Origin of the sequence: Cellulosimicrobium sp. NPDC057862, from assembly GCF_042797035.1 — a bacterium.
In the GTDB taxonomy this organism is placed as follows: domain Bacteria; phylum Actinomycetota; class Actinomycetes; order Actinomycetales; family Cellulomonadaceae; genus Cellulosimicrobium.
The window spans coordinates 142,059-161,194 of record NZ_JBHVMH010000003.1 but is presented as its reverse complement, the minus strand read 5'-3'; the positions used below and the strand labels follow the sequence as shown (position 1 = coordinate 161,194).

Below are 19,136 nucleotides of genomic sequence, written 5' to 3'. Positions count from 1 at the left end.
ACGGTCGGGTCAGGCGGCGCGGCTCAGGCGCAGCGAGTTCCCGACGACGAGCACGGAGCTCGCGGCCATCGCGGCCCCCGCGATCATCGGGTTGAGCAGACCCGCCGCCGCGAGCGGGATCGCCGCGACGTTGTACGCGAACGCCCAGAACAGGTTCTGCTGGATGATCCGCAGCGTCCGGCGCGAGAGCCGGATCGCCGTCGCGGCGCTGCGCAGGTCGCCGCGCACGAGCGTGAGGTCGCTCGCCTCGATCGCCACGTCGGTCCCCGTGCCCATCGCGAGCCCGAGGTCCGCCGTCGCGAGCGCGGCGGCGTCGTTCACGCCGTCCCCGACCATCGCGACGACGCGGCCCTCGCGCTGGAGCCGCGCGACGACGTCGACCTTCTGGTCCGGCAGCACGCGCGCGACCACGTCCGTCTCCGCGATCCCGACGGCGCGCGCCGCCTCGCGGGCCGCGCCCTCGCCGTCGCCCGTGAGCAGGTAGGGCCGCAGGCCGAGGTCCTTCAGCTCGGCGACGGCCTCGGCCGACGTCGGCTTCACCGGGTCGCGCAGCACGAGCACCGCGCGCGCCCGGCCGTCCCACGCGACGACGACGGCGCTCGCCCCCGTCATCTCGGCGGCGGCGAACGCGTCGTCGAGCGCAGGGTCGCTCGTGACACCCTCGCGCGCGAGCCACGACGGCTGCCCGACGAGCACGCGCCGCGCGGTGAGCCCCCCGCCCTCGCCGAGCGAGAGACCGGAGTGCGCGGTGCGGACGACGGCCTCGACCCCGCCGCCCGGGGCGCTGCGGAAGTCGAACGCCTGGAGCGAGCCGATCGCGACGCCGTCGGCCCCCACGGGTACGTCCCCGCCGGCCGAAGCCGGGTCCGCGGCCACGTCGCGCGCGGCCGTCGTGATCGCCCGGGCGATCGGGTGCTCGCTCAGCGCCTCGACCGCGCCCGCGTGCCGCAGGGCGTCGCGCGCGTCGTCGACGCCCTCGCGCGACCTGTCGGCGTCTCGTGGCGCCGGAGCGCGACCGTCCGGTGACAGCTCGTCCAGCGGCACGGTGCCCGACGGCGTCACGACCGCCTCGAGCGCCATCGCACCCTGGGTGACCGTGCCGGTCTTGTCGAGCACGACCGTGTCCACGCGCCGCGTCGACTCCAGGATCTCCGGGCCCTTGATGAGCACGCCGAGCTGCGCGCCCCGGCCGGTCCCGACGAGGAGGGCCGTCGGCGTCGCCAGACCGAGCGCGCACGGGCACGCGATGATGAGCACCGCGACCGCGGCCGTGAACGCGAGCTGCGTCCCCGCGCCCGCGAGCAGCCAGCCGACGAGCGTCGCGACCGCGAGCGCCAGCACGACCGGCACGAACACCGCCGAGATCCGGTCCGCGAGCCGCTGCACCGGAGCCTTGCCCGTCTGCGCCTGCGTGACGAGCCGCCCGATCTGCGCGAGCGTCGTCTCCTCGCCCACGCGCGTCGCGCGGACGAGCAGCGCGCCCGCCGCGTTGACCGTCGCGCCCGTCACGTCGTCGCCCGGGCCGACGTCCACCGGCACCGGCTCGCCCGTGAGCAAGGACGTGTCGACCGCGCTCGACCCCTCCAGCACCACGCCGTCCGTCGCGACCTTCTCGCCCGGCCGCACGACGAACACGTCCCCCACCGCGAGATCCGCGACCGGGACGCGCTCGGTGACCCGCGCGCCGTCGGCACCCGTGCGGGGAGAGCCGTCCGGCCCGAGCACCACGCGCTCCGCGTCCTTCGCGCCCAGCTCGAGCAGCGACCTCAGCGCGTCGCCCGCGCGCCGCTTCGACCGGTGCTCCGCGTACCGGCCGGCGAGCAGGAACGTCGTGACGACGGCCGCGACCTCGAAGTACAGCTCCGGCGGTCCCATCGTGTCGCGGGACGGGACGAGCGTGGGCTGCATCCGCATCCCCGGTTCGCCCGCTCCGCCGAGCAGCAGTGCCCACAGCGACCACAGCGTCGCCGCGACCACGCCGAGCGAGACCAGCGTGTCCATCGTCGACGCCCCGTGTCGCGCCGCGCGGAACGCCGCCGTGTGGAAGGGCCACGCGCCCCACGTGACGACCGGCAGCGCGAGCGCCGCGACCACCCACTGCCACCCCGTGAACTGCAGTGCGGGGATCATCGAGACCGCGACCACCGGCACGGTGAGGACGGCCGCGACCCGCAGGCGCTGCAGCAGCACGGCACCCCGGTCGGGCGAGGTGGAGCCCTGGTCCTGGGAGGCAGGACCGTGGTCACGTTCCGTGGTGGGGCGGCCGGAGGCGCTCGGGTCGGGTCCGGCGGCCGCGGCGTCCGTCCCGCCTTCTGCCGAGGCAGATCCCAGGTCGGCGGAGGCTGAATCCTGGTCCGCCGCGGTCGAGCCCTGGTCTGCGGGGGTGAGGTCGCGGCGGGTCGTGACCCGGGCGGTGTAGCCGGCCTTCTCGACGGCGGCGACGAGGTCGGCGTCGGTGACGTCGGACGTGAGGGCGACGTGCGCGTTCTCGAGCGGGAGGTTCACGGTGGCGGTGACGCCGTCGACGCGGTTGAGCCGCTTCTCGACGCGCGCGACGCACGACGCGCAGGTCATGCCCTCGATCGCGAGGTCGACCTCGGCGAACGGTCGCCCCGCGTCGTCGCCCGGAGGGGTGGCGGCCGTCGTGGTGGGCGTGGGCTGGGCGGTCATGCGGGTGACTCCTCGACGGGTGCTCCGGCGTCGGGCCGGGAAAGAGCTGTCAGCACCCCACGAGCACGGGGACCCGCGGGGTGCTGACCGGTTGTGAGCGGGTCAGGCGCGCGGCGGGACCTGGAGGTCGTAGGTCTTCGTCGCCGGGGTGGCGTCGCCGGTGGACGTGCTCGGGGCCGTACCGCAGCCGCACGCGCACGCGTGCGCCTCCTGCTTCTCGGCGGCCTGCTCGGCGTACTGGGCGGCCAGCGCGTCCTCCTGGACCTCGACCGACGTGACCTCGTAGCCGGCCTCGTCCACGGCCTCGCGCAGCGCGGCCTCGTCGAGCGGGTCGTCGGAGAAGACCGTGACCTCGGACGCGCCGCCGACGCGCAGCTCGACGCTCACGTTCTCGACGCCGGAGACGGCCTCGAGGTCCTTGGTGACGTGCGCGACGCAGTTGCCGCAGGTCATGCCGGTGACGCCCAGGGTGGTGACGGTGCTCATGGTGCTCCTCGGTGGTGGGGTGGGTCAGCTGCGGACGAGGCGGGCGATGGCGTCGGCGGCCTCCTTGACCTTGGCCGCGCCCTCCTCCTCGGACTGGCGGGCCGCGTCGACGACGCAGTGGCCGAGGTGGTCCTCGACGAGACCGATGCTCACGGCCTGGAGCGCCTTCGTGACGGCGGAGACCTGCGTGAGGATGTCGATGCAGTAGACGTCCTCGTCGATCATGCGGGCGATGCCTCGGACCTGGCCCTCGATGCGGCGCATGCGCTTGAGGTACGCCTCCTTGTCGGACGCGTAGCCGTGCGGACCGGTGTGGGCCGCGTGCTCGTGCTCGACGGCGGGGGCCTCGGTGGTGTCGGTCATGCTCTCCTCCTCGTCCAGGCGCGGTGCCGCGACCGCGGGTCGATCGTCGTCTATACCCCACCAGGGTAACTGATGGATACCCCCCAAGGGTACGTCGCTCTCGTCGCACGACGGCGACGGTCGTGACACTCGTCATGCCCACGCGATGACGGGTCCACCTCCCGCGGTGAGCGGGCGCACTGTCGGCGGCCCCGCGCCGCCGAGAGGCTGGAGGCACCCACTACGAGAGGCGCACCATGACCGACATCGTCACCGGGCTCCAGGAGCTCACCCAGGGCCTTCCGCCCCTGCTGCGCTGGGTCGGAGTCCTCCTGGCGGGCGCGATCCCGTACGTCGAGGCCGAGGGGGCCGCGATCCTGGGGGTCGTCGCCGGGGTGAACCCCGTCGTCGCGATCCTCGCCGCCGTGGTCGGCAACGCGATCGCCCTCGCGCTCGTCGTCTGGCTGATCGGCGCCGCCCGCACCGGCGTCACGCGCGGGCGCGCCGCGGAGCAGTCGCCCAAGCGGCAGCGGATGCGGCAGGTGTTCGACCGGTACGGCGTGCCGGGCGTGAGCCTCCTCGGGCCCCTGCTCCTGCCGAGCCACGTCACCGCGGCCGCCATGGTCGGGTTCGGCGCGCCACGCGCTCGCGTCTTCGCGTGGGGGGTCGCCGCGGTGACGGCCTGGGCCGTCGTGCTCGGCGTCCTGGTGCACCTCGGCGTGAGCGCGGCCGTCGCCTGACGGCCCGCCGAGCCTGCCCGACGGCGGCTCGCGCGCCGCTCGCGCGGCCGTGGGTCACGCTGCTGTCACGGGCTCATCACGATTGCGGCGCTCACCGCGCGAGGCCGCCGGAGCGCCCCTAGCCTCCCAAGCATGGGCAGGGGAACCGGGGCAGGACGGGCGGTCCGCGCGACGGTCGTCGCGCTCGCGCTGGCGGGCGGGGCGGTCGTCGCGGCACCGCCCGCCGTCGCGTGCGCGTGCGGCGGTCTCGTCGACGGGCCCGCGTACGACACGTCGGTCTCGCAGGAGACGGCCGTGCTCCAGTGGGACGGCACGACCGAGACGATGCTGCTCGAGCTCGACGCGCTGTCCAACGCCCCGGAGGTCGGGCTGCTGCTGCCGACACCCGCGCCGGCCGAGGTCGCGCTCGCCGACCCGCAGGTCTTCCGCGAGCTCGACGACCTCACGCAGCCCCGCGCCGTCGTCTCCGACTACCGGTGGTGGCCCGAGCTGGGGTTCGGCGCGGCAGGTGCCGACGGGGCCGGCGCCGCGCCGGGCGTCGCGGTGCTCGACGAGGTCCGGCTCGGCCCGCTCGACGTCACGACGCTCGCGGCGACGGACCCGGGCGAGCTCGGGGCGTGGCTCACGGAGCGAGGGTTCCAGCTTCCCGAGTCGATCCAGACCGCGCTCGCGCCCTACGTGAGCGAGGGCTGGTCGTTCGTCGCGGCCCGGCTCGCGCCGGAGGAGGCGGCCGCGTTCGACGGGACGCTGCAGCCCCTGCGCGTCACGTTCGCGAGCGGGTCGCTCGTCTACCCCATGCGCATGTCCGTCGTCGCGGACGACACCCAGAGCACGCGCACGTACGTCCTGGGCGACCACCGGGTCGACCGCACCGACGCGACGGCCGCGGCGCAGGAGCCCACCGTGCGGTTCGCGGGGCGCGTCGACCCGGCGTCGGTGAGCTCCGACGAGCTCGCCGCGCTCCTCGCCGCCGGCAGCTTCGTCACGTCGCACGAGCAGGTCTTCACCGACCCGGGGACGGAGATCGTCTCCGACTTCGCCTTCGAGCAGGCCGCGGCCGACGTCGCCTACGCGCCGACCTTCGCCGTCGTGGCCGACAAGCGGATCGGCCCGTTCTTCGCCGGTCCCGTCCTCGCGTTCACGGCGGTGCTGGCGCTCGCCGCCCTCGTGGTCTGGTCCGGCCGACGGCGGCGCGCACCCGCGCCGGCCCTCGCGCCGCGACCCGCGCGGGCGTGACCGTTCGGCACGAGCGGGCGAAACGCGCGCTTCGCCGCGACACGCGGGATTTCTGGGTGTTCCATGGAGGCGAAGCGGGAGGCGACACAGGCCCCAGGCCGCCGGTGAGCCGGCCCGTCACCTAGCACGGGGAGTGACCATGACGACGCAGGACCCGATCCTCACCGCCTTCTCCAGCACCGCGAAGCAGGTCTGGTACTGGCCAGTGCTCCGCGGCGTGCTCGCCATCCTCTTCGGCATCATCGCGCTCGCGTGGCCGGACAAGACCGCGGCCGTGATCATCTGGGTGATCGGCATCTTCGCGGTCGTCGACGGCATCGTCGAGATCATCGAGGGCATCCGGCGCCGCGGCACGGGCAGCGGCACCGCGTTCCTCGTGACCATGGGCGTGCTCAGCCTCGCCGTCGGCATCGTGCTGCTCGTGTGGCCGGGCAAGACCGCGATCGTCCTCACGTGGATCGTCGGGTTCTGGGCCGTCGTCTACGGCCTGTTCCAGACCGTCGCGAGCCTCGACCTGCGCAAGGTCCCCGGCAGCGGGTGGGGCTGGGGCGTCTTCGCCGGCATCCTGGGCCTCGTCTTCGGCCTGCTCGTGCTGTTCAACGTCAATGCCGGCCTGGTGTCGATCGTCTGGATCCTCGCGATCTTCGCGATCCTCTGGGGCGTCATGCTCATCGCGTTCGGCGTCCAGATCCGCTCGCTCGGCAGGCAGGCGGGCAAGGCCGCGACCTACTGACGCGCGGCGGCCGCCCCCGGGGTCCGGGCGGGGGCGGCCGCCCGAGTCAGGCCGGGGTCGCCTCCGCGGCGGCGCGGGCGGCCGCGGGGAAGGCGTCGAGGATGCGGGCCACCGCGGCGTCGTCGTGGGCCGCGGAGACGAACCACGCCTCGAACACCGACGGCGGGAGGCTCACGCCCGCGTCGAGCATCGCGTGGAAGAACGCCCGGTACCGGAACGTCTCCTGCGCCTGGGCCTGCGCGTAGTCGCGCACGCCGGCGCTCGCCGCGAGGTCGCCGAAGAACACCGAGAAGAGCGAGCCCGCGCGCTGCACGCGGTGCGGGACGCCCGCGACGTCGAGCGCCGAGCCCACGGCCGACGACAGCACGCCCGCCACCTCGTCCACGCGCGCGTACACGGCGTCGTCGGCGAGGCGCAGCGTCGCGAGGCCCGCCGCGACCGCGACCGGGTTCCCGGACAGCGTGCCCGCCTGGTAGACGGGCCCGAGCGGCGCGAGCTGGTCCATGACGGTCGCCGGGCCGCCGACCGCGGCGACCGGCATCCCGCCGCCCACGACCTTGCCGAACGTGAACAGGTCCGGCGTGTATCCGTCCGCGCCCTGGCCGCGCAGCACCGCGTTCTCCAGCCCCCACCAGCCGCTCGGCCCGACCCGGAAGCCCGTGAGCACCTCGTCGAGGATCAGCAGCGCGCCGTGCGCGGCCGTGATGCGGCGCAGGCCCTCGTTGAAGCCCTCCGCGGGCGGGACGACGCCCATGTTCGCGGGCGACGCCTCGGTGATGACGGCCGCGATCTCGGAGCCGCGCTCCGCGAAAGCCGCCTCGACGGCGGCGAGGTCGTTGTACGGGAGCACGAGCGTCTCGGCCGCCGTCGCCTCGGTGACCCCGGCCGAGCCGGGCAGGGCGAGCGTCGCGACGCCGGAGCCGGCCTCGGCGAGCAGCGCGTCCACGTGCCCGTGGTAGCAGCCGGCGAACTTCACGACGACGTCGCGCCCGGTCACGCCGCGCGCGAGGCGGACCGCGGTCATGGTCGCCTCGGTGCCCGTCGACACGAGGCGCACGCGCTCCGCGGCGGGGACCCGACGGCGGATCTCCTCCGCGAGCTCGACCTCGCCGAGCGTCGGCGCGCCGAAGGACAGCCCGCGGGCCGCGGCCTCCTGGACCGCCCCTACGACGTCCGGGTGCGCGTGGCCGAGCAGCGCCGGGCCCCACGAGCACACGAGGTCCACGTACTCGCGCCCCGCGACGTCGGTGACGTACGGGCCGCGGGCCGAGGCCAGGAACCGCGGGTCGCCGCCGACGGACCCGTACGCGCGGACGGGCGAGCTCACGCCCCCCGGCAGCACGCCCTGCGCGCGCACGAACGCGGCGTGGTTGTCCGCCCCGCCCGCACCCGGCGCGCCGAACAGCGCCGCGTGCTCCGCCTGGACCGCCTCGGCCGTCCCGAAGCCTCCGGTGTCCGTCATGCCCGCGTCCTTCCGTCGTTCTCGTCCAGCCAGCCCGCGAGCTCCGTCGCCCAGTACGTGAGGATCACGTCCGCGCCGGCGCGCTTGATGCCCAGCACCGACTCCGTGATCGCGCCGCGCCGGTCGATCCAGCCGTTCGCGGCGGCGGCCTCGATCATCGCGTACTCGCCCGACACCTGGTACGCCGCGACCGGCACCGGCGACATCTCCGCGACGGCCGCGAGCACGTCCAGGTACGACCCGGCGGGCTTGACCATGACCAGGTCCGCGCCCTCGGCGAGGTCGAGGTCGGCCTCGCGCAGGCCCTCGCGCGCGTTGCCCGCGTCCATCTGATAGGTGCGGCGGTCGCCCTGGAGCGCCGAGTCCACGGCCTCGCGGAACGGGCCGTAGAACGCGCTCGCGTACTTCGCGGAGTAGGCGAGGATGCCCACGTCGTCGAACCCCGCGGCGTCCAGCGCCTCGCGGATCACGCCGACCTGGCCGTCCATCATCCCGGACGGCGCGACGACGTCCGCGCCCGCGCGCGCCTGCGCGACGGCCATCGACGCGTAGCGGTCGAGCGTCGCGTCGTTGTCGACGACGACGCCCCCGTCTCGACCCTCGGCCAGCACGCCGCAGTGCCCGTGGTCGGTGAACTCGTCGAGGCACGTGTCCGCCATGACGACCGGCCCTCCGCCCGCGTGCTCGCGCGCCGCCTCGACCGCGATCCGGATGCCGCGCTGCAGGATGCCGTCCTCGGCGTCCGCCTGCGTACCCGTCGCGTCGCGCTCGGCGGGGATGCCGAAGAGCATGATGCCGCCGACCCCGGCGCGCGCGGCGTCGCGCACGGCGTCCGCGAGCGTCGCCTCGGTGTGCTGCACGACGCCGGGCATCGACGAGATGGGGCGCGGCGCGTCCAGGCCCTCCTTGACGAACAGCGGCAGCACGAGGTCCGACGCGTGTACGCGTGTCTCGGTGACGAGCCGCCGCACGCGCGGGCTCGTGCGCAGGCGGCGCGGCCGGTGGTGGCCGACGGGAAGCGGGTGGGTCACGAGGGATCTCCTTCGTCGGTCGGGTCGACGGCGTCGGTCGGGTCGGCTGCCGGGGGTGCGACCGCGTCGCCCGACAGGACGGTGGTGAGCGCGGCGGCGAGCGCGGCGTCGGTCGGGCGCGCGGCCACCGCGTCGAGCCGCAGCCCGACGGCGCGAGCCGCCCGGGCGGTCGGGTCGCCGATCGCGACGCCCGCGACGTCGGCGCGCGGGCCGAGTTGGCCCGCGATCTCGCGCGCGACGCTCCCCGAGGTCAGCACGACGGCGTCCACCTCTCCCGCGAGCCAGGCCGCGACGACGTCCGGCGCGAGGGCGTGCGTGACGGAGCGGTAGACGGTGACGACGTGCGGGACGTACCCGAGGTCGTGCAGGCCGTCGTGCATCGTCGGCGCGGCGAGGTCTCCCTGCGGGAGCAGCACCAGGCCTCTGCCTCGCGAGGTAGAGGCCTGGTTCCCCGAGGTAGAGGCTCGGTTCGGCGAGGTCGAGGCGTGGTCGGTCGAGGCGAGGGCCGCGAAGTCGGCGACGAGGCCGCGGGCCGAGTTCTCGGCCGGCTCGAGGTCGACCTGGATGCCGACGGCCTCGAGGCCGCGGCGGGTCGCGGGGCCGACGGCGGCCCAGCGGGACCGGCGAGCGGCGTCGCCGAGGTCGACGCCCTCGCGGGCGGCGCTCGCGACGAGCTCGTCGATCGCGTTGACGCTCGTCACGACGACCCAGGCGAAGTCGCCGTGGGCGAGGCGGGCGACGGCGCCGTCCACGGGGGCGGTGTCCTCGACCCGGGCGCGCTCGATCGCGGGGCTGACCAGGACGCGCGCGCCGGCGTCGCGGAGCGTCGCCGCGAGCCGGGCGGCGCGCTCGGGCGCGCGGGGGACGAGGACCGTGCGCCCGGTGAGCGGCGGGCTCGCGCCGCGCCGGGTCGACGCCGGCCCGGCAACCTCGGCGTCGGCGCGCGGGCTCGTCCGCGCAGGCGGGGGCGGCACGACGGGCGCGGGGCCGCGCGACGGGTCGCGCAGGGGGCCCGGGCTCATTCCGCCTCGCCGCGGTAGCCGCCGTCGCGGAGCTGCTCGCGCGCGGTCTCCACGGCGCGCTCGGGCGACGGGGCGGCGTCGGCGGCCGGGGCCGGTCCTGGCACCGACCCGGCCGCCCCGGCACCGGCTCCCGTCTCACGGAGCGGGGCGAGGCGGGCGGCACCGTCGGCGAGGAGCGCGTCGGCGACGCGCGCGCCGAGCGCGCGTGCGGCGTCGTCCCGGGCGTCCTGCGACGGCGCGCCGACCGGGACCGTCGTGCGGCCGGAGTGCGTGAGCTGCTCGGCGCCGTCGACCCGGGCGACGACGGCCGTCAGCGCGATCTCGCCGTCCTCGACCAGGGCGTGCGCGCCGACCGGCGCGGCGCAGCCGGCCTCGAGACGCGCGAGGAGCGACCGCTCGGCGAGCACGGCGAGGCGCGTCGGCTCGTGGTCGAGGTCGTGCAGGGCACGCGCGAGCACGGGGTCGTCGAGCGACGTCGTGCGCACCTCCACCGCGAGCGCGCCCTGCCCGGCGGCGGGCGCCATGATCGCGGTGTCGACGACCTCGGACACCGCGTCGAGCCGGCCGAGCCGCGCGAGTCCCGCGTAGGCGAGCACCACGGCGTCGAGGTCGGCGTCCGGGCCGAGCGCGCGGGCCAGGCGGGTGTCGACGTTGCCGCGGATGTCCACGACGTCGAGGTCGGGCCGCACGGAGCGGAGCTGCGCGGCCCGGCGCGGCGACCCGGTGCCCACGCGGGCACCGCGCGGGAGCGTCGCGATGGTGAGGCCGCCGCGCGCGCACAGCACGTCGCGCGGGTTCTCGCGCTCCGGCGTCACGACGGTCAGGCCGGGGGCGGGCTCGGTCGGCAGGTCCTTGAGCGAGTGGACCGCGACGTCGCAGCGGCCGTCGAGCAGCGCCTCGCGCAGCGCGGTGACGAACACGCCGGTGCCGCCCATCTGGGCGAGCGACCCGGTGAGGACGTCGCCGTCGGTGCGGATGCGCACGATCTCGACGTCCCGGCCGGTCAGCTCCTCGAGGCGTCGGGCGACGTGGCCGGTCTGGGTGGTCGCGAGGGCGCTGCCGCGCGTGCCCACGCGGAGGGGAGGGGTACCTGCAGGGCTCACGGTCCCAGTCTCTCCCCACTTCGGCGGTGCACGGAAATGCGCACGTCACGGTGGGGGAAATGCGGACGGGAGTGACGTGGTCCTGACGCTCGGTCAGGAACGTCCCGACAATGTGTCAGGACAATTCCTGAGGAATTGCCGAACCCCTTTCTCGGGATTCCGGTAAGGATTACCTCACTCCACCACGGCGAGGCCGCGCGCGCATTCCTGCGCGTGCCCGACGATCGCCGCGAGCCCCGTGCCCGCGATCCAGCCCCCGGTCACGGCGAGCCCGGGGACGGCGTCCACGCGCGCGACGAACGCCGCGACCTCGCGCCGGAACGCGGGGGTCGGCGGGGGGAGCGCGCCGTTCCAGCGCGTCACGACGTGCCCGAGCACGCGACCGTGCAGGTCCACGCCGAACAGCCGCGAGGCGTCGGTGACGACCCGGTCGAGGTCGGGCTCCGTCGTCGCGCCGATGCGTCCGTAGCTGAGCCGCACCACGTGGTGGCCCGGTCCGACGGCGCCGCGCACGCGGTCGCGCAGCCACGGCCACTTGGCGGTCGAGTGGGTCAGCGCCTTGGCCTCGACGTCCGACGGCGGAGCGGCGCGGCCCGCGTCCCGGTGCGGCGGCGCGACGAGCAGGCCGGTCCCGCGCGGCGCGTCGTCGAGCTCGGGCGCGCGGAGGAGGAGCGTGACGAGGCGGACGTCCGCGCCGGGCTCCGGGTCCGGCAGCAGGTCCGCCGCGGTGCCGACGAGCGGGCCGAGCGCGTCGACCAGCGCGGGGGTCGTCACGACGAGCCGCGGCGCGGCGAGCTCGAGCGGCCCGTCGGGCGTCTGGGCACGGACGGCCCAGGAGCCAGAGGTCGCTCCGTCGCCGGACGGCTCACGGCTCGGATCCCGCCGGGCGATCTCCGTGACCTCCTGGCGCAGCCGCACGTCGGTGCCTGCCGCGAGCTCCTCGACGAGCCGGTGCATGCCGCCGTCGATGCCACGCACGGCCGAGCCCGCGGGCGCGAGCGCGCGCAGCGACGCGACGGCGCGCGCGAGCGACCCCTCGCGCTCGAACGCCTCGCGGAGCCCCGGCGCGACCGCGGCGACGTCCAGCCGGTCGAGCGGGGCCGAGTGCACACCGGCAGCCACGGGCGCGACGAGGCGCTCCGTGACGCGAGCCCCCATGCGCGAGCGCGCGAACGTCTCGAGCGTGCGCAGGTCCGTGAAGCGGCGGGGCAGGACGCGGTCGAGGCTCGCGCGCAGGGCCCCGCCGACGCCGACCGCGCGGCGTACGTCAGGGGACCACGGGTGGGCCGGGATGCCGAGCACGCCCGCTCGGGGCAGCGGGTAGGCGCGGCCGGCGGCGTAGCCCCAGGCGCCCGCACCCGACGGCTCGACGACGTCGAGGCCGAGCGCGGCGACGAGGTCGCCGACCGCCGCGCCCCGGGCCGCGAAGGACTCTGCGCCCAGGTCGACGTGGACGCCGTCGAGGCCGGGCAGGTCACCGCCGCGGACGGGCCCGCCGGGGACGTCCGCGGCCTCGAGCACGGCGACGCGCAGGCCCTGCTCGCGCAGGGTCCGGGCCGCGGTGAGCCCCGCGACCCCCGCGCCGACGACGACCGCGTCCACCTCCTCGGGGACGGCCCCGGGGGAGGTGCGGGACGTCGTCGGCTCGGTGCTCACCGTCGGGTCGCCTCCTCGTGCGCGTCGTCCTGTCCCGTCCAGTCTGCGCCGAGCGCGTGGACCAGGCCGACGACACGCGTGAGGACGTCCGGGTCGGTGTCCGGCGGGACGCCGTGGCCGAGGTTCACCACGTGCCCGGGCGCGGTGCGCCCGCGCCGCACGACGTCGCGCACGTGCGCCTCCAGGACGTCCCACGGCGCGGCGAGCAGGGCGGGGTCGATGTTGCCCTGGACCGGGACGGGGGCGTGCCCGTCGGCGAGGAGCCGGGCGGCGTCATCGAGCGGCGTGCGGTAGTCGACGCCCACGGCGACGTCGCGCACCCCGGCCGCGGTGACGGCGTCGCGCATCGCGGGCAGCAGGTGGCCGGTGCCGGTGCCGAAGTGCACGACCGGCACGGCGAGGTCGGCGACGTGCGACAGCGCGCGCGTGCTCGCCGGGGCGGCGCCCGTCGCGTAGTCCGCGAGGGAGAGCGAGCCTGCCCAGGAGTCGAAGAGCTGGGCGGCGCTCGCGCCCGCCTGGACCTGCGTGCGCAGGAACGTGCCGGTGAGGTCCGCGGCCCAGTCGACGAGGCGCTGCCACGTCTCCGGGTCGCCACGCAGCAGCGCGCGGGCCGCGAGGTGGTCGCGCGACGGCCGTCCCTCGACGAGGTAGGCCGCGAGCGTGAACGGCGCGCCCGCGAACCCGATGAGCGGCGTCGAGCCGAGCGCGTCGACGGTCAGCGCGACGGCCTCCCGGATCGGGGCGAGCGACTCCTCGGTGAGCTCGGTCTCGACGAGGCGCGCGACGTCGTCGGGCGTCCGGTACGCCTGGCCCATGACGGGGCCGACGCCCGGGGCGATGTCGACCGCGACGCCCGCGAGCCGCAGCGGCACGACGATGTCGGAGAAGAAGATGCCCGCGTCCACGCCGTGGCGGCGCACCGGCTGGAGCGTGATCTCCGAGGCGAGGTCCGGGCGCAGGCACGAGTCGAGCATGCTCACGCCCTCGCGCGCCGCGCGGTACTCGGGGAGCGACCGGCCCGCCTGGCGCATGAACCACACCGGTGTGATTTCCGGGCGATTTCCGGTCGTGCCCGCGCGCAGTGCCTGCACGAGCGGCGAACGGTCCGTACGGCCGTCGGTCAGGGGATGGCCCGGGGAAAGGGCGACAGGAATCACAGCTACCGATTCTGCCTCTCTCCCGGTGGAATGATTAAATCGGAGGCACTGTGGCTCTTCTCTCCCTCACGGCCAGCCACCACGAGCTCGACCTCGACGCCCTGGAACGACTCTCCACCGGGGCCCACTCGATCGGCGGCTCCGCGGTCGCGGCGTGCGACGTGATCACCGGTGCCGTCGTCCTCGCGACGTGCAACCGGTTCGAGCTGTACCTCGACGTGGACGCGCCCCTCGACGGGACGGGCGTGCAGCACGCGACCGAGCACGTCGCGCGCATGGTCGCCGGCGCGTCGGGCGTCACGCCCGCCGAGGCCCTCGCCTCGTTCCGCACGCGCGCCGGGACCGAGGTCGCCGAGCACCTGTTCGCCGTCGCGTCGGGCCTGGACTCCATGGTCGTGGGCGAGCGCGAGATCGCCGGCCAGGTGAAGCGTGCGCTCGAGACCGCGCACGCCGACGGCGTGACCTCCTCGACGCTCGAGCTCCTGTTCCAGACGGCGTCCCGCACGTCCAAGAAGGTCAGCACCTCCACGACGCTCGGCGGCGCGGGCCGCTCCGTCGTCGCGCTGGGCCTCGACCTCGCGGCGGCCGAGCTGCCGCCGTGGCACCAGGTGCGGGCCGTCCTCATCGGGACCGGGTCGTACGCCGGCGCGAGCCTCGCCGCGCTGCGCGCGCTCGGGTGCGACGACGTGCGCGTCTACTCGCAGTCCGGCCGCGCCGAGGAGTTCGCCGCCGCGCGCGGGGTCGACGCCGTGACCGACCTCGTCGAGGCGCTCGAGGACGCCGACCTCGTGGTGTCGTGCTCGGGCGCGCGCGGGCGGGCGCTCGCGACGGACGCCGCGCGTCCGGGAGGGGATACCGACCGCCGTGAGCAGGCCATCGAGCACGTGCTCGACGCGGCCGCCGTGGTCCGGGCGCGCGAGCGTGCCGCGGTCCGTGCCGGGGACGAGCCCGCGGCCCGCCCGACCGTCGTGCTCGACCTCGCACTGCACCGCGACGTCGACCCGCGCGTCGCGGACGTCGAGGGCGTGCTGCTCTACGACCTCGCGACGCTCGCCGCGCACTCGCCGTCGATCGCGTCGGAGCTCGTCGGGCAGGCGCGCGCGATCGTGGACGACGCGACGCGCGCGTTCGAGGAGACGCGGCTCGGCCGCGCGGCGGACACCGCGGTCGTCGCGCTCCTCGCCGACGCGGAGCGACGCATCGCGCTCGAGGTGGCCGACGTCGTCGCGCTGCGCGAGGCGGACGGCGACCTGGTCGAGCCGGACGAGACCGACGAGATCGCGCGCGACGTGCGACGACGCGTCCACGCCGACCTGCACCGTGCGATCGTCGAGGCCCGCGCCGAGGCCGTAGCGGCCGCGCAGGCGGAGGAGCGCGCCGTCGTCGCCGACGCGGAGGCACTGGCCGACGAGGCAGCGGGCACGGCGCGGCCGGCGAGCCCGGGATCGCTCCCCACGCCCGCCGCACGCTGAGGAACTACCCCGGGTTCGGGTGCCGCACCTCTTCATCGCCGACCAAGTCGTTCGTTCGGGCATGCAATTGACAGCGCAGTCATAGCCGGGAGAGAGTGACCGGCGGACGCCCGTCGTCGACCAGGAGCACCGTCGCCCCCGCCACGAGCGGTCACGGGCGGCACCTGCTCGACGGACCCGGGGCGCCCCGGGCGACGACGCCCGGTCGCACGTCGAAGAGGACATGGCATGAGACGACCACGACTCGCCCTGCTCGCCGCAGGGCTCGCGCTCGCCGTCGCGCCGGGCACGCTGCTGCCCGCCGCCGCGGGCGCCGCCCCCGGCTCCGAGGGCACCGTCACCGCGGACGCAGGCGCCGACCTCACGCTCGAGGTCAACCCGTTCGTCGGCACCGAGAGCGAGGGCAACGCCTATCCGGGAGCGACCATGCCGTTCGGCATGGTCCAGCTCAGCCCGGACAACACGAACTCCTACGCCTCGACGTCGTACAGCACGAACGCCGGGCGCGTGTGGGGCTTCAGCCACCGGCACGTCAACAGCGCGGGCTGCCCCGCGGCGGGCGAGCTGCTCGTCACGCCGGACACGAGCGCCACCCCGCGCACGTCGCGCTCCTTCATCGCGATCAAGGACCAGAAGAACACCGAGCACGCGTCCGCCGGGTTCTACGAGGTGACGCTCGCGAACGACGTGCACGCCGAGCTCAGCGCGACCACGCGCGTCGGCGCGCACCGCTACACGTTCCCCGCCTCGACGACGTCGCACCTGTCGTTCAACGTGGGCCAGACGCTGCGCGATGCCGGGGCCAGCTCGGTGACGTGGGTCGACGACCGCACGCTCGAGGGCTGGGTCGACAACGGTGGGTTCTGCGGCGGCACGCCGGACAAGCAGCGGTACTTCTTCAGCGCGACGTTCGACCGCCCTGTCGCGTCGAGCGGCACGTGGGGGACCGACGCGCGCTACGTCGCGGGGTCCCCGACGAGCGAGGTCGCGCAGGGCAACAACGGTGCCGTCGCGGTGTTCGACACGACGACGGACCGCGACGTCGAGGTCAGCGTCGGTGTGTCGTTCGTGAGCGTCGACGGCGCGCGGGCGAACCGCGAGGCGGAGGCCACGGACGAGGGCGGCCAGGTCGCGTTCGACACCGTGCGCGAGGAGGCCCGCGACGCGTGGAACGTCGAGCTCGGCCGCGCCGCGATCGACGCGTCGCCCGACCAGCGCCGCGTGTTCTACACCCAGCTCTACAAGACCCTGCTGTCCCCGACGATCGGCAGCGACGTCGACGGTCGGTACCGCGGGACGGACCTCGAGGTCCACCAGGCCGACGGCTGGGACTACTACCAGAACTTCTCGCTCTGGGACACGTACCGCACGCAGGCGACGCTGCACGCGCTGCTCCTGCCCGAGCGCGCGCAGGACATCGTGCGCTCGATGTACCAGCACCGCGTCGAGGGGGGCTGGCTCCCGCGCTGGTCGCTCGGCGCGCTGGAGACGAACATCATGGCGGGCGACCCCGTCACGCCGTGGCTCGCGGAGAACTTCGCGCTCGGCACCGTCCCCGACGACATCGCGGACGAGCTGTGGGACTACGTCGTGGAGAACGCCACGACGACGCCCCCCGCGGACGTCGCGTCGGTCGGCCGGCGCAGCACCGAGTTCTACGCCGAGCACGGCCACGTGCCGTTCTACCCCGAGAACGAGGGCGGCCTCGGCGGCCAGTTCGAGGAGTACCGTCACGGCGGCTCCGCCACGCTCGAGCTCGCGCTCGCCGACGCGAGCCTCGGCGCCGCGGCGGAGCGCACGGGCCGCGAGGGCGGCCAGGCGTTCCTCGACAAGGGCCGTAACTGGCGCACCCTGTGGAACCCGGACGTCGAGCTCTCGGGCGGCTTCCAGGGCATGGTCAACGCGAAGCGCCCGACGGGCGAGTTCGTCACGCTGCCCGAGCTGACCGACGTCACGCGCTCCGGCTTCCACGAGGGCGTGCCGTGGCAGTACCAGTGGATGGTGCCGCAGGACGTCACCGGCCTCCAGGAGGTCATGGGCGGCGAGGACGGCTTCGTCGAGCGGCTCGACTACTACTTCGACCAGCCGGCGCTCGCCGCGAACCCCGGCGTCTCGCCGAGCACGTGGGCCAAGGGCGGCAGCTCGTACTACACGACGATCCGCTACAACCCCGGCAACGAGCCGACGATCACGAACGCGTGGCTCTACGGGTACGTGGGCCAGCCGTGGAAGACGAACGACGTCCTCGCCGCGAACCTCAACCGCTTCCCGGACACCCCGGGCGGCGGCGTCGGGAACGACGACCTCGGCACGCTCGCGGCCTGGTACGTCATGGCGTCGCTCGGCTTCGAGCCGGTCATGCCGGGCTCGGGCATCCTCGCGCTCAACGCCCCCAAGGTGCAGGCCGCGACGCTCACGACCGACGCCGGGGCGACGCTGGAGATCGACGCAGCGGGCGCGAACGAGAAGCTCCCGAGCTACGTCGCGGGCCTCGAGGTCGACGGCGTCGCGCACACCGCGGCGTGGCTCGACGTCGCGGCGCTCCAGGACGGCGGCACGCTCGACTTCGACCTGTCCGACACGAGCGCGGGCCTCACATGGGGCACCGGGGCGGCCGACCGCATCCCGTCGGTCTCGGAGGCGGCCCCGCCCGCACCGGTCACGGTCGAGGCGAGCGCGCGCTGCCTCGGCGGCCGGGCGTTCGTCGCCGTCCGAGCGACCAGCACGGCCGACGAGCCCGTCGACGTGACGCTCACGACGCCGTTCGGCGAGCGGACGGTCCGGCACGTGCAGCCGGGCAAGAACGCCTACCAGTCGTTCACGACGCGCGCCACGTCCGTCGAGGCGGGCACGGCGACCGTCACGGTCGTCGCCGCAGACGGCACGACGTCCCGGGTCGACGCCGCGTACGAGGCGCTCGACTGCGACTGACCCGCAGCCAGGTCAGGACGGGGCGCAGCCGCGCACCCGCGCGAGGGCCGTCGTCGGGCAACCCGCCCGACGGCGGCCCTCGCCGCTAGGCTCGCCGCGTGAGCACCACCACGCGCCTGGGCGTCCTCGACATCGGCTCGAACACCGTGCACCTCGCGGTCGTGGACGCCGCGTACGCGGCGCGCCCCGTGCAGACGGCGGGGGCGCGCACGGTCGTGCGGATCATGCGCTACCTCCAGCCCGACGGGTCGTTGTCGCCCGACGGCGTCGCCGCGATGCTCGCCGCGGTCGACGACGCGATGGCGCTCGCGCGCGAGTCCGCCGTCGACGAGATGCTGCCGATGGCGACGTCGGCGCTGCGTGACGCGACCAACGGGCCCGAGGTGCTCGCCGCGATCGGCGAGCGCGTGGGGCAGCCGGTCCGCGTGCTGTCGGGCGAGGACGAGTCGCGCCTGACGTTCCTCGCCGCACGACGGTGGCACGGCTGGGCCGCGGGGCGCCTCCTCGTCCTGGACATCGGCGGTGGCTCGCTCGAGATCGCGTCCGGCGTCGACGAGGAGCCCGACCTCGCGGCGTCCGTCCCGCTCGGCGCGGGGCGCATGACGATGGCGTTCCTGCCCGACGACCCGCCGGCGCCCGAGCACGTCGAGGCGCTGCGCGAGCACGTGCGCGCGACGCTCGCCCCCACCGTCGAGGCCTTCCGGGCGCTGCCTGCGCCCGACCACGTCGTCGCCACGTCCAAGACGTTCCGCTCGCTCGCGCGTCTCGCGGGGATGCAGATCGAGTCCGTCGGCCCGGACGACCGGTGGCGCATGCGCCGCTCGCAGCTCGCCGACTGGGTGCCGCGGCTCGCGCGCATCACGGCCGAGGGGCGCACCGCGCTGCCCGGCATCACGCCCGAGCGCACGTTCCAGATCGTCGCGGGCGGCGTCGTCGCCGTCGAGACGATGCGCGCGCTCGGCGTCGACGAGGTCGAGATCTGCCCGTGGGCGCTGCGCGAGGGTGCGATCCTGCGCCGCCTCGACCACAGCTGACGCCGGCGCACGGCTGACGCCGGCGCGGCACGCACGCTCAGGGGTCGCAGGTGGACCGCGA

15 protein-coding genes are annotated in these 19,136 nt (G+C 75.5%); 6 read left to right on the top strand and 9 right to left on the bottom strand.

Translation table 11 applies throughout. From position 1 onward, the window contains the following. Positions 1 to 9: 9 nt before the first annotated feature. The 3 genes from ACFVN3_RS06225 to ACFVN3_RS06215 all read right to left on the bottom strand — a co-directional run bounded on the left by ACFVN3_RS06225 (position 10) and on the right by ACFVN3_RS06215 (position 3,519). The gene (locus tag ACFVN3_RS06225) at positions 10 to 2,670 is read right to left on the bottom strand and encodes a heavy metal translocating P-type ATPase (RefSeq protein ID WP_378231710.1); all 2,661 of its coding nucleotides are present in this window, start codon (positions 2,668 to 2,670) and stop codon (positions 10 to 12) included. Between the two features lie 102 nt (positions 2,671 to 2,772). Beyond that, positions 2,773 to 3,156, bottom strand: a complete 384-nt coding sequence (locus ACFVN3_RS06220; protein WP_378231708.1) for a heavy-metal-associated domain-containing protein — start codon at positions 3,154 to 3,156, stop codon at positions 2,773 to 2,775. Positions 3,157 to 3,180: 24 nt separating this feature from the next. Beyond that, a complete protein-coding gene (locus tag ACFVN3_RS06215; protein WP_375824010.1) occupies positions 3,181 to 3,519 on the bottom strand; it encodes a metal-sensitive transcriptional regulator in 339 nt (112 codons plus the stop codon). A gap of 236 nt (positions 3,520 to 3,755) precedes the next feature. On the opposite strand from ACFVN3_RS06215, the gene ACFVN3_RS06210 reads away from it, so the two are divergent. From ACFVN3_RS06210 to ACFVN3_RS06200, 3 genes are all read left to right on the top strand, one after another. Then, entirely contained in the window at positions 3,756 to 4,238 is a 483-nt protein-coding gene (locus tag ACFVN3_RS06210) for a hypothetical protein (protein ID WP_378231706.1), read from the top strand. Between the two features lie 132 nt (positions 4,239 to 4,370). Continuing rightward, on the top strand, positions 4,371 to 5,474 hold the full coding sequence (locus tag ACFVN3_RS06205; protein ID WP_378231704.1) for a DUF2330 domain-containing protein: 1,104 nt from the start codon (positions 4,371 to 4,373) through the stop codon (positions 5,472 to 5,474). A gap of 139 nt (positions 5,475 to 5,613) precedes the next feature. Beyond that, complete coding sequence (locus tag ACFVN3_RS06200) at positions 5,614 to 6,207, top strand: HdeD family acid-resistance protein (protein ID WP_064316652.1); 594 nt, start codon at positions 5,614 to 5,616, stop codon at positions 6,205 to 6,207. Between the two features lie 46 nt (positions 6,208 to 6,253). On the opposite strand, the gene hemL is transcribed toward ACFVN3_RS06200, so the two are convergent. From hemL to hemE, 6 genes are all read right to left on the bottom strand, one after another. Further along, complete coding sequence (hemL, locus tag ACFVN3_RS06195) at positions 6,254 to 7,669, bottom strand: glutamate-1-semialdehyde 2,1-aminomutase (protein ID WP_378231702.1); 1,416 nt, start codon at positions 7,667 to 7,669, stop codon at positions 6,254 to 6,256. Continuing rightward, positions 7,666 to 8,700: a porphobilinogen synthase gene (gene hemB, locus ACFVN3_RS06190; protein ID WP_378231699.1), complete on the bottom strand. Its 1,035-nt coding sequence runs from the start codon at positions 8,698 to 8,700 to the stop codon at positions 7,666 to 7,668. The genes hemL and hemB overlap by 4 nt, the downstream gene beginning before the upstream one ends. Next, on the bottom strand, positions 8,697 to 9,722 hold the full coding sequence (locus tag ACFVN3_RS06185) for a uroporphyrinogen-III synthase (protein WP_378231697.1): 1,026 nt from the start codon (positions 9,720 to 9,722) through the stop codon (positions 8,697 to 8,699). The genes hemB and ACFVN3_RS06185 overlap by 4 nt, the downstream gene beginning before the upstream one ends. After that, a complete protein-coding gene (gene hemC / locus ACFVN3_RS06180; protein WP_378231695.1) occupies positions 9,719 to 10,825 on the bottom strand; it encodes a hydroxymethylbilane synthase in 1,107 nt (368 codons plus the stop codon). The genes ACFVN3_RS06185 and hemC overlap by 4 nt, the downstream gene beginning before the upstream one ends. A gap of 174 nt (positions 10,826 to 10,999) precedes the next feature. Next, positions 11,000 to 12,481, bottom strand: a complete 1,482-nt coding sequence (locus tag ACFVN3_RS06175) for a protoporphyrinogen/coproporphyrinogen oxidase (RefSeq protein ID WP_378231693.1) — start codon at positions 12,479 to 12,481, stop codon at positions 11,000 to 11,002. Continuing rightward, complete coding sequence (gene hemE / locus ACFVN3_RS06170; protein WP_378231691.1) at positions 12,478 to 13,638, bottom strand: uroporphyrinogen decarboxylase; 1,161 nt, start codon at positions 13,636 to 13,638, stop codon at positions 12,478 to 12,480. The genes ACFVN3_RS06175 and hemE overlap by 4 nt, the downstream gene beginning before the upstream one ends. A gap of 50 nt (positions 13,639 to 13,688) precedes the next feature. Between hemE and ACFVN3_RS06165 the strand changes: the two genes are divergently transcribed. The 3 genes from ACFVN3_RS06165 (at position 13,689) to ACFVN3_RS06155 (ending at position 19,075) form a co-directional block, all read left to right on the top strand. Beyond that, positions 13,689 to 15,110, top strand: a complete 1,422-nt coding sequence (locus tag ACFVN3_RS06165; RefSeq protein WP_378231689.1) for a glutamyl-tRNA reductase — start codon at positions 13,689 to 13,691, stop codon at positions 15,108 to 15,110. Between the two features lie 228 nt (positions 15,111 to 15,338). Continuing rightward, positions 15,339 to 18,041, top strand: a complete 2,703-nt coding sequence (locus tag ACFVN3_RS06160; RefSeq protein WP_378231687.1) for a GH92 family glycosyl hydrolase — start codon at positions 15,339 to 15,341, stop codon at positions 18,039 to 18,041. Positions 18,042 to 18,139: 98 nt separating this feature from the next. Further along, positions 18,140 to 19,075 (top strand): Ppx/GppA phosphatase family protein, encoded by a 936-nt coding sequence (locus ACFVN3_RS06155; protein ID WP_378231685.1) that lies wholly within the window; start codon positions 18,140 to 18,142, stop codon positions 19,073 to 19,075. Positions 19,076 to 19,136: the final 61 nt, after the last annotated feature.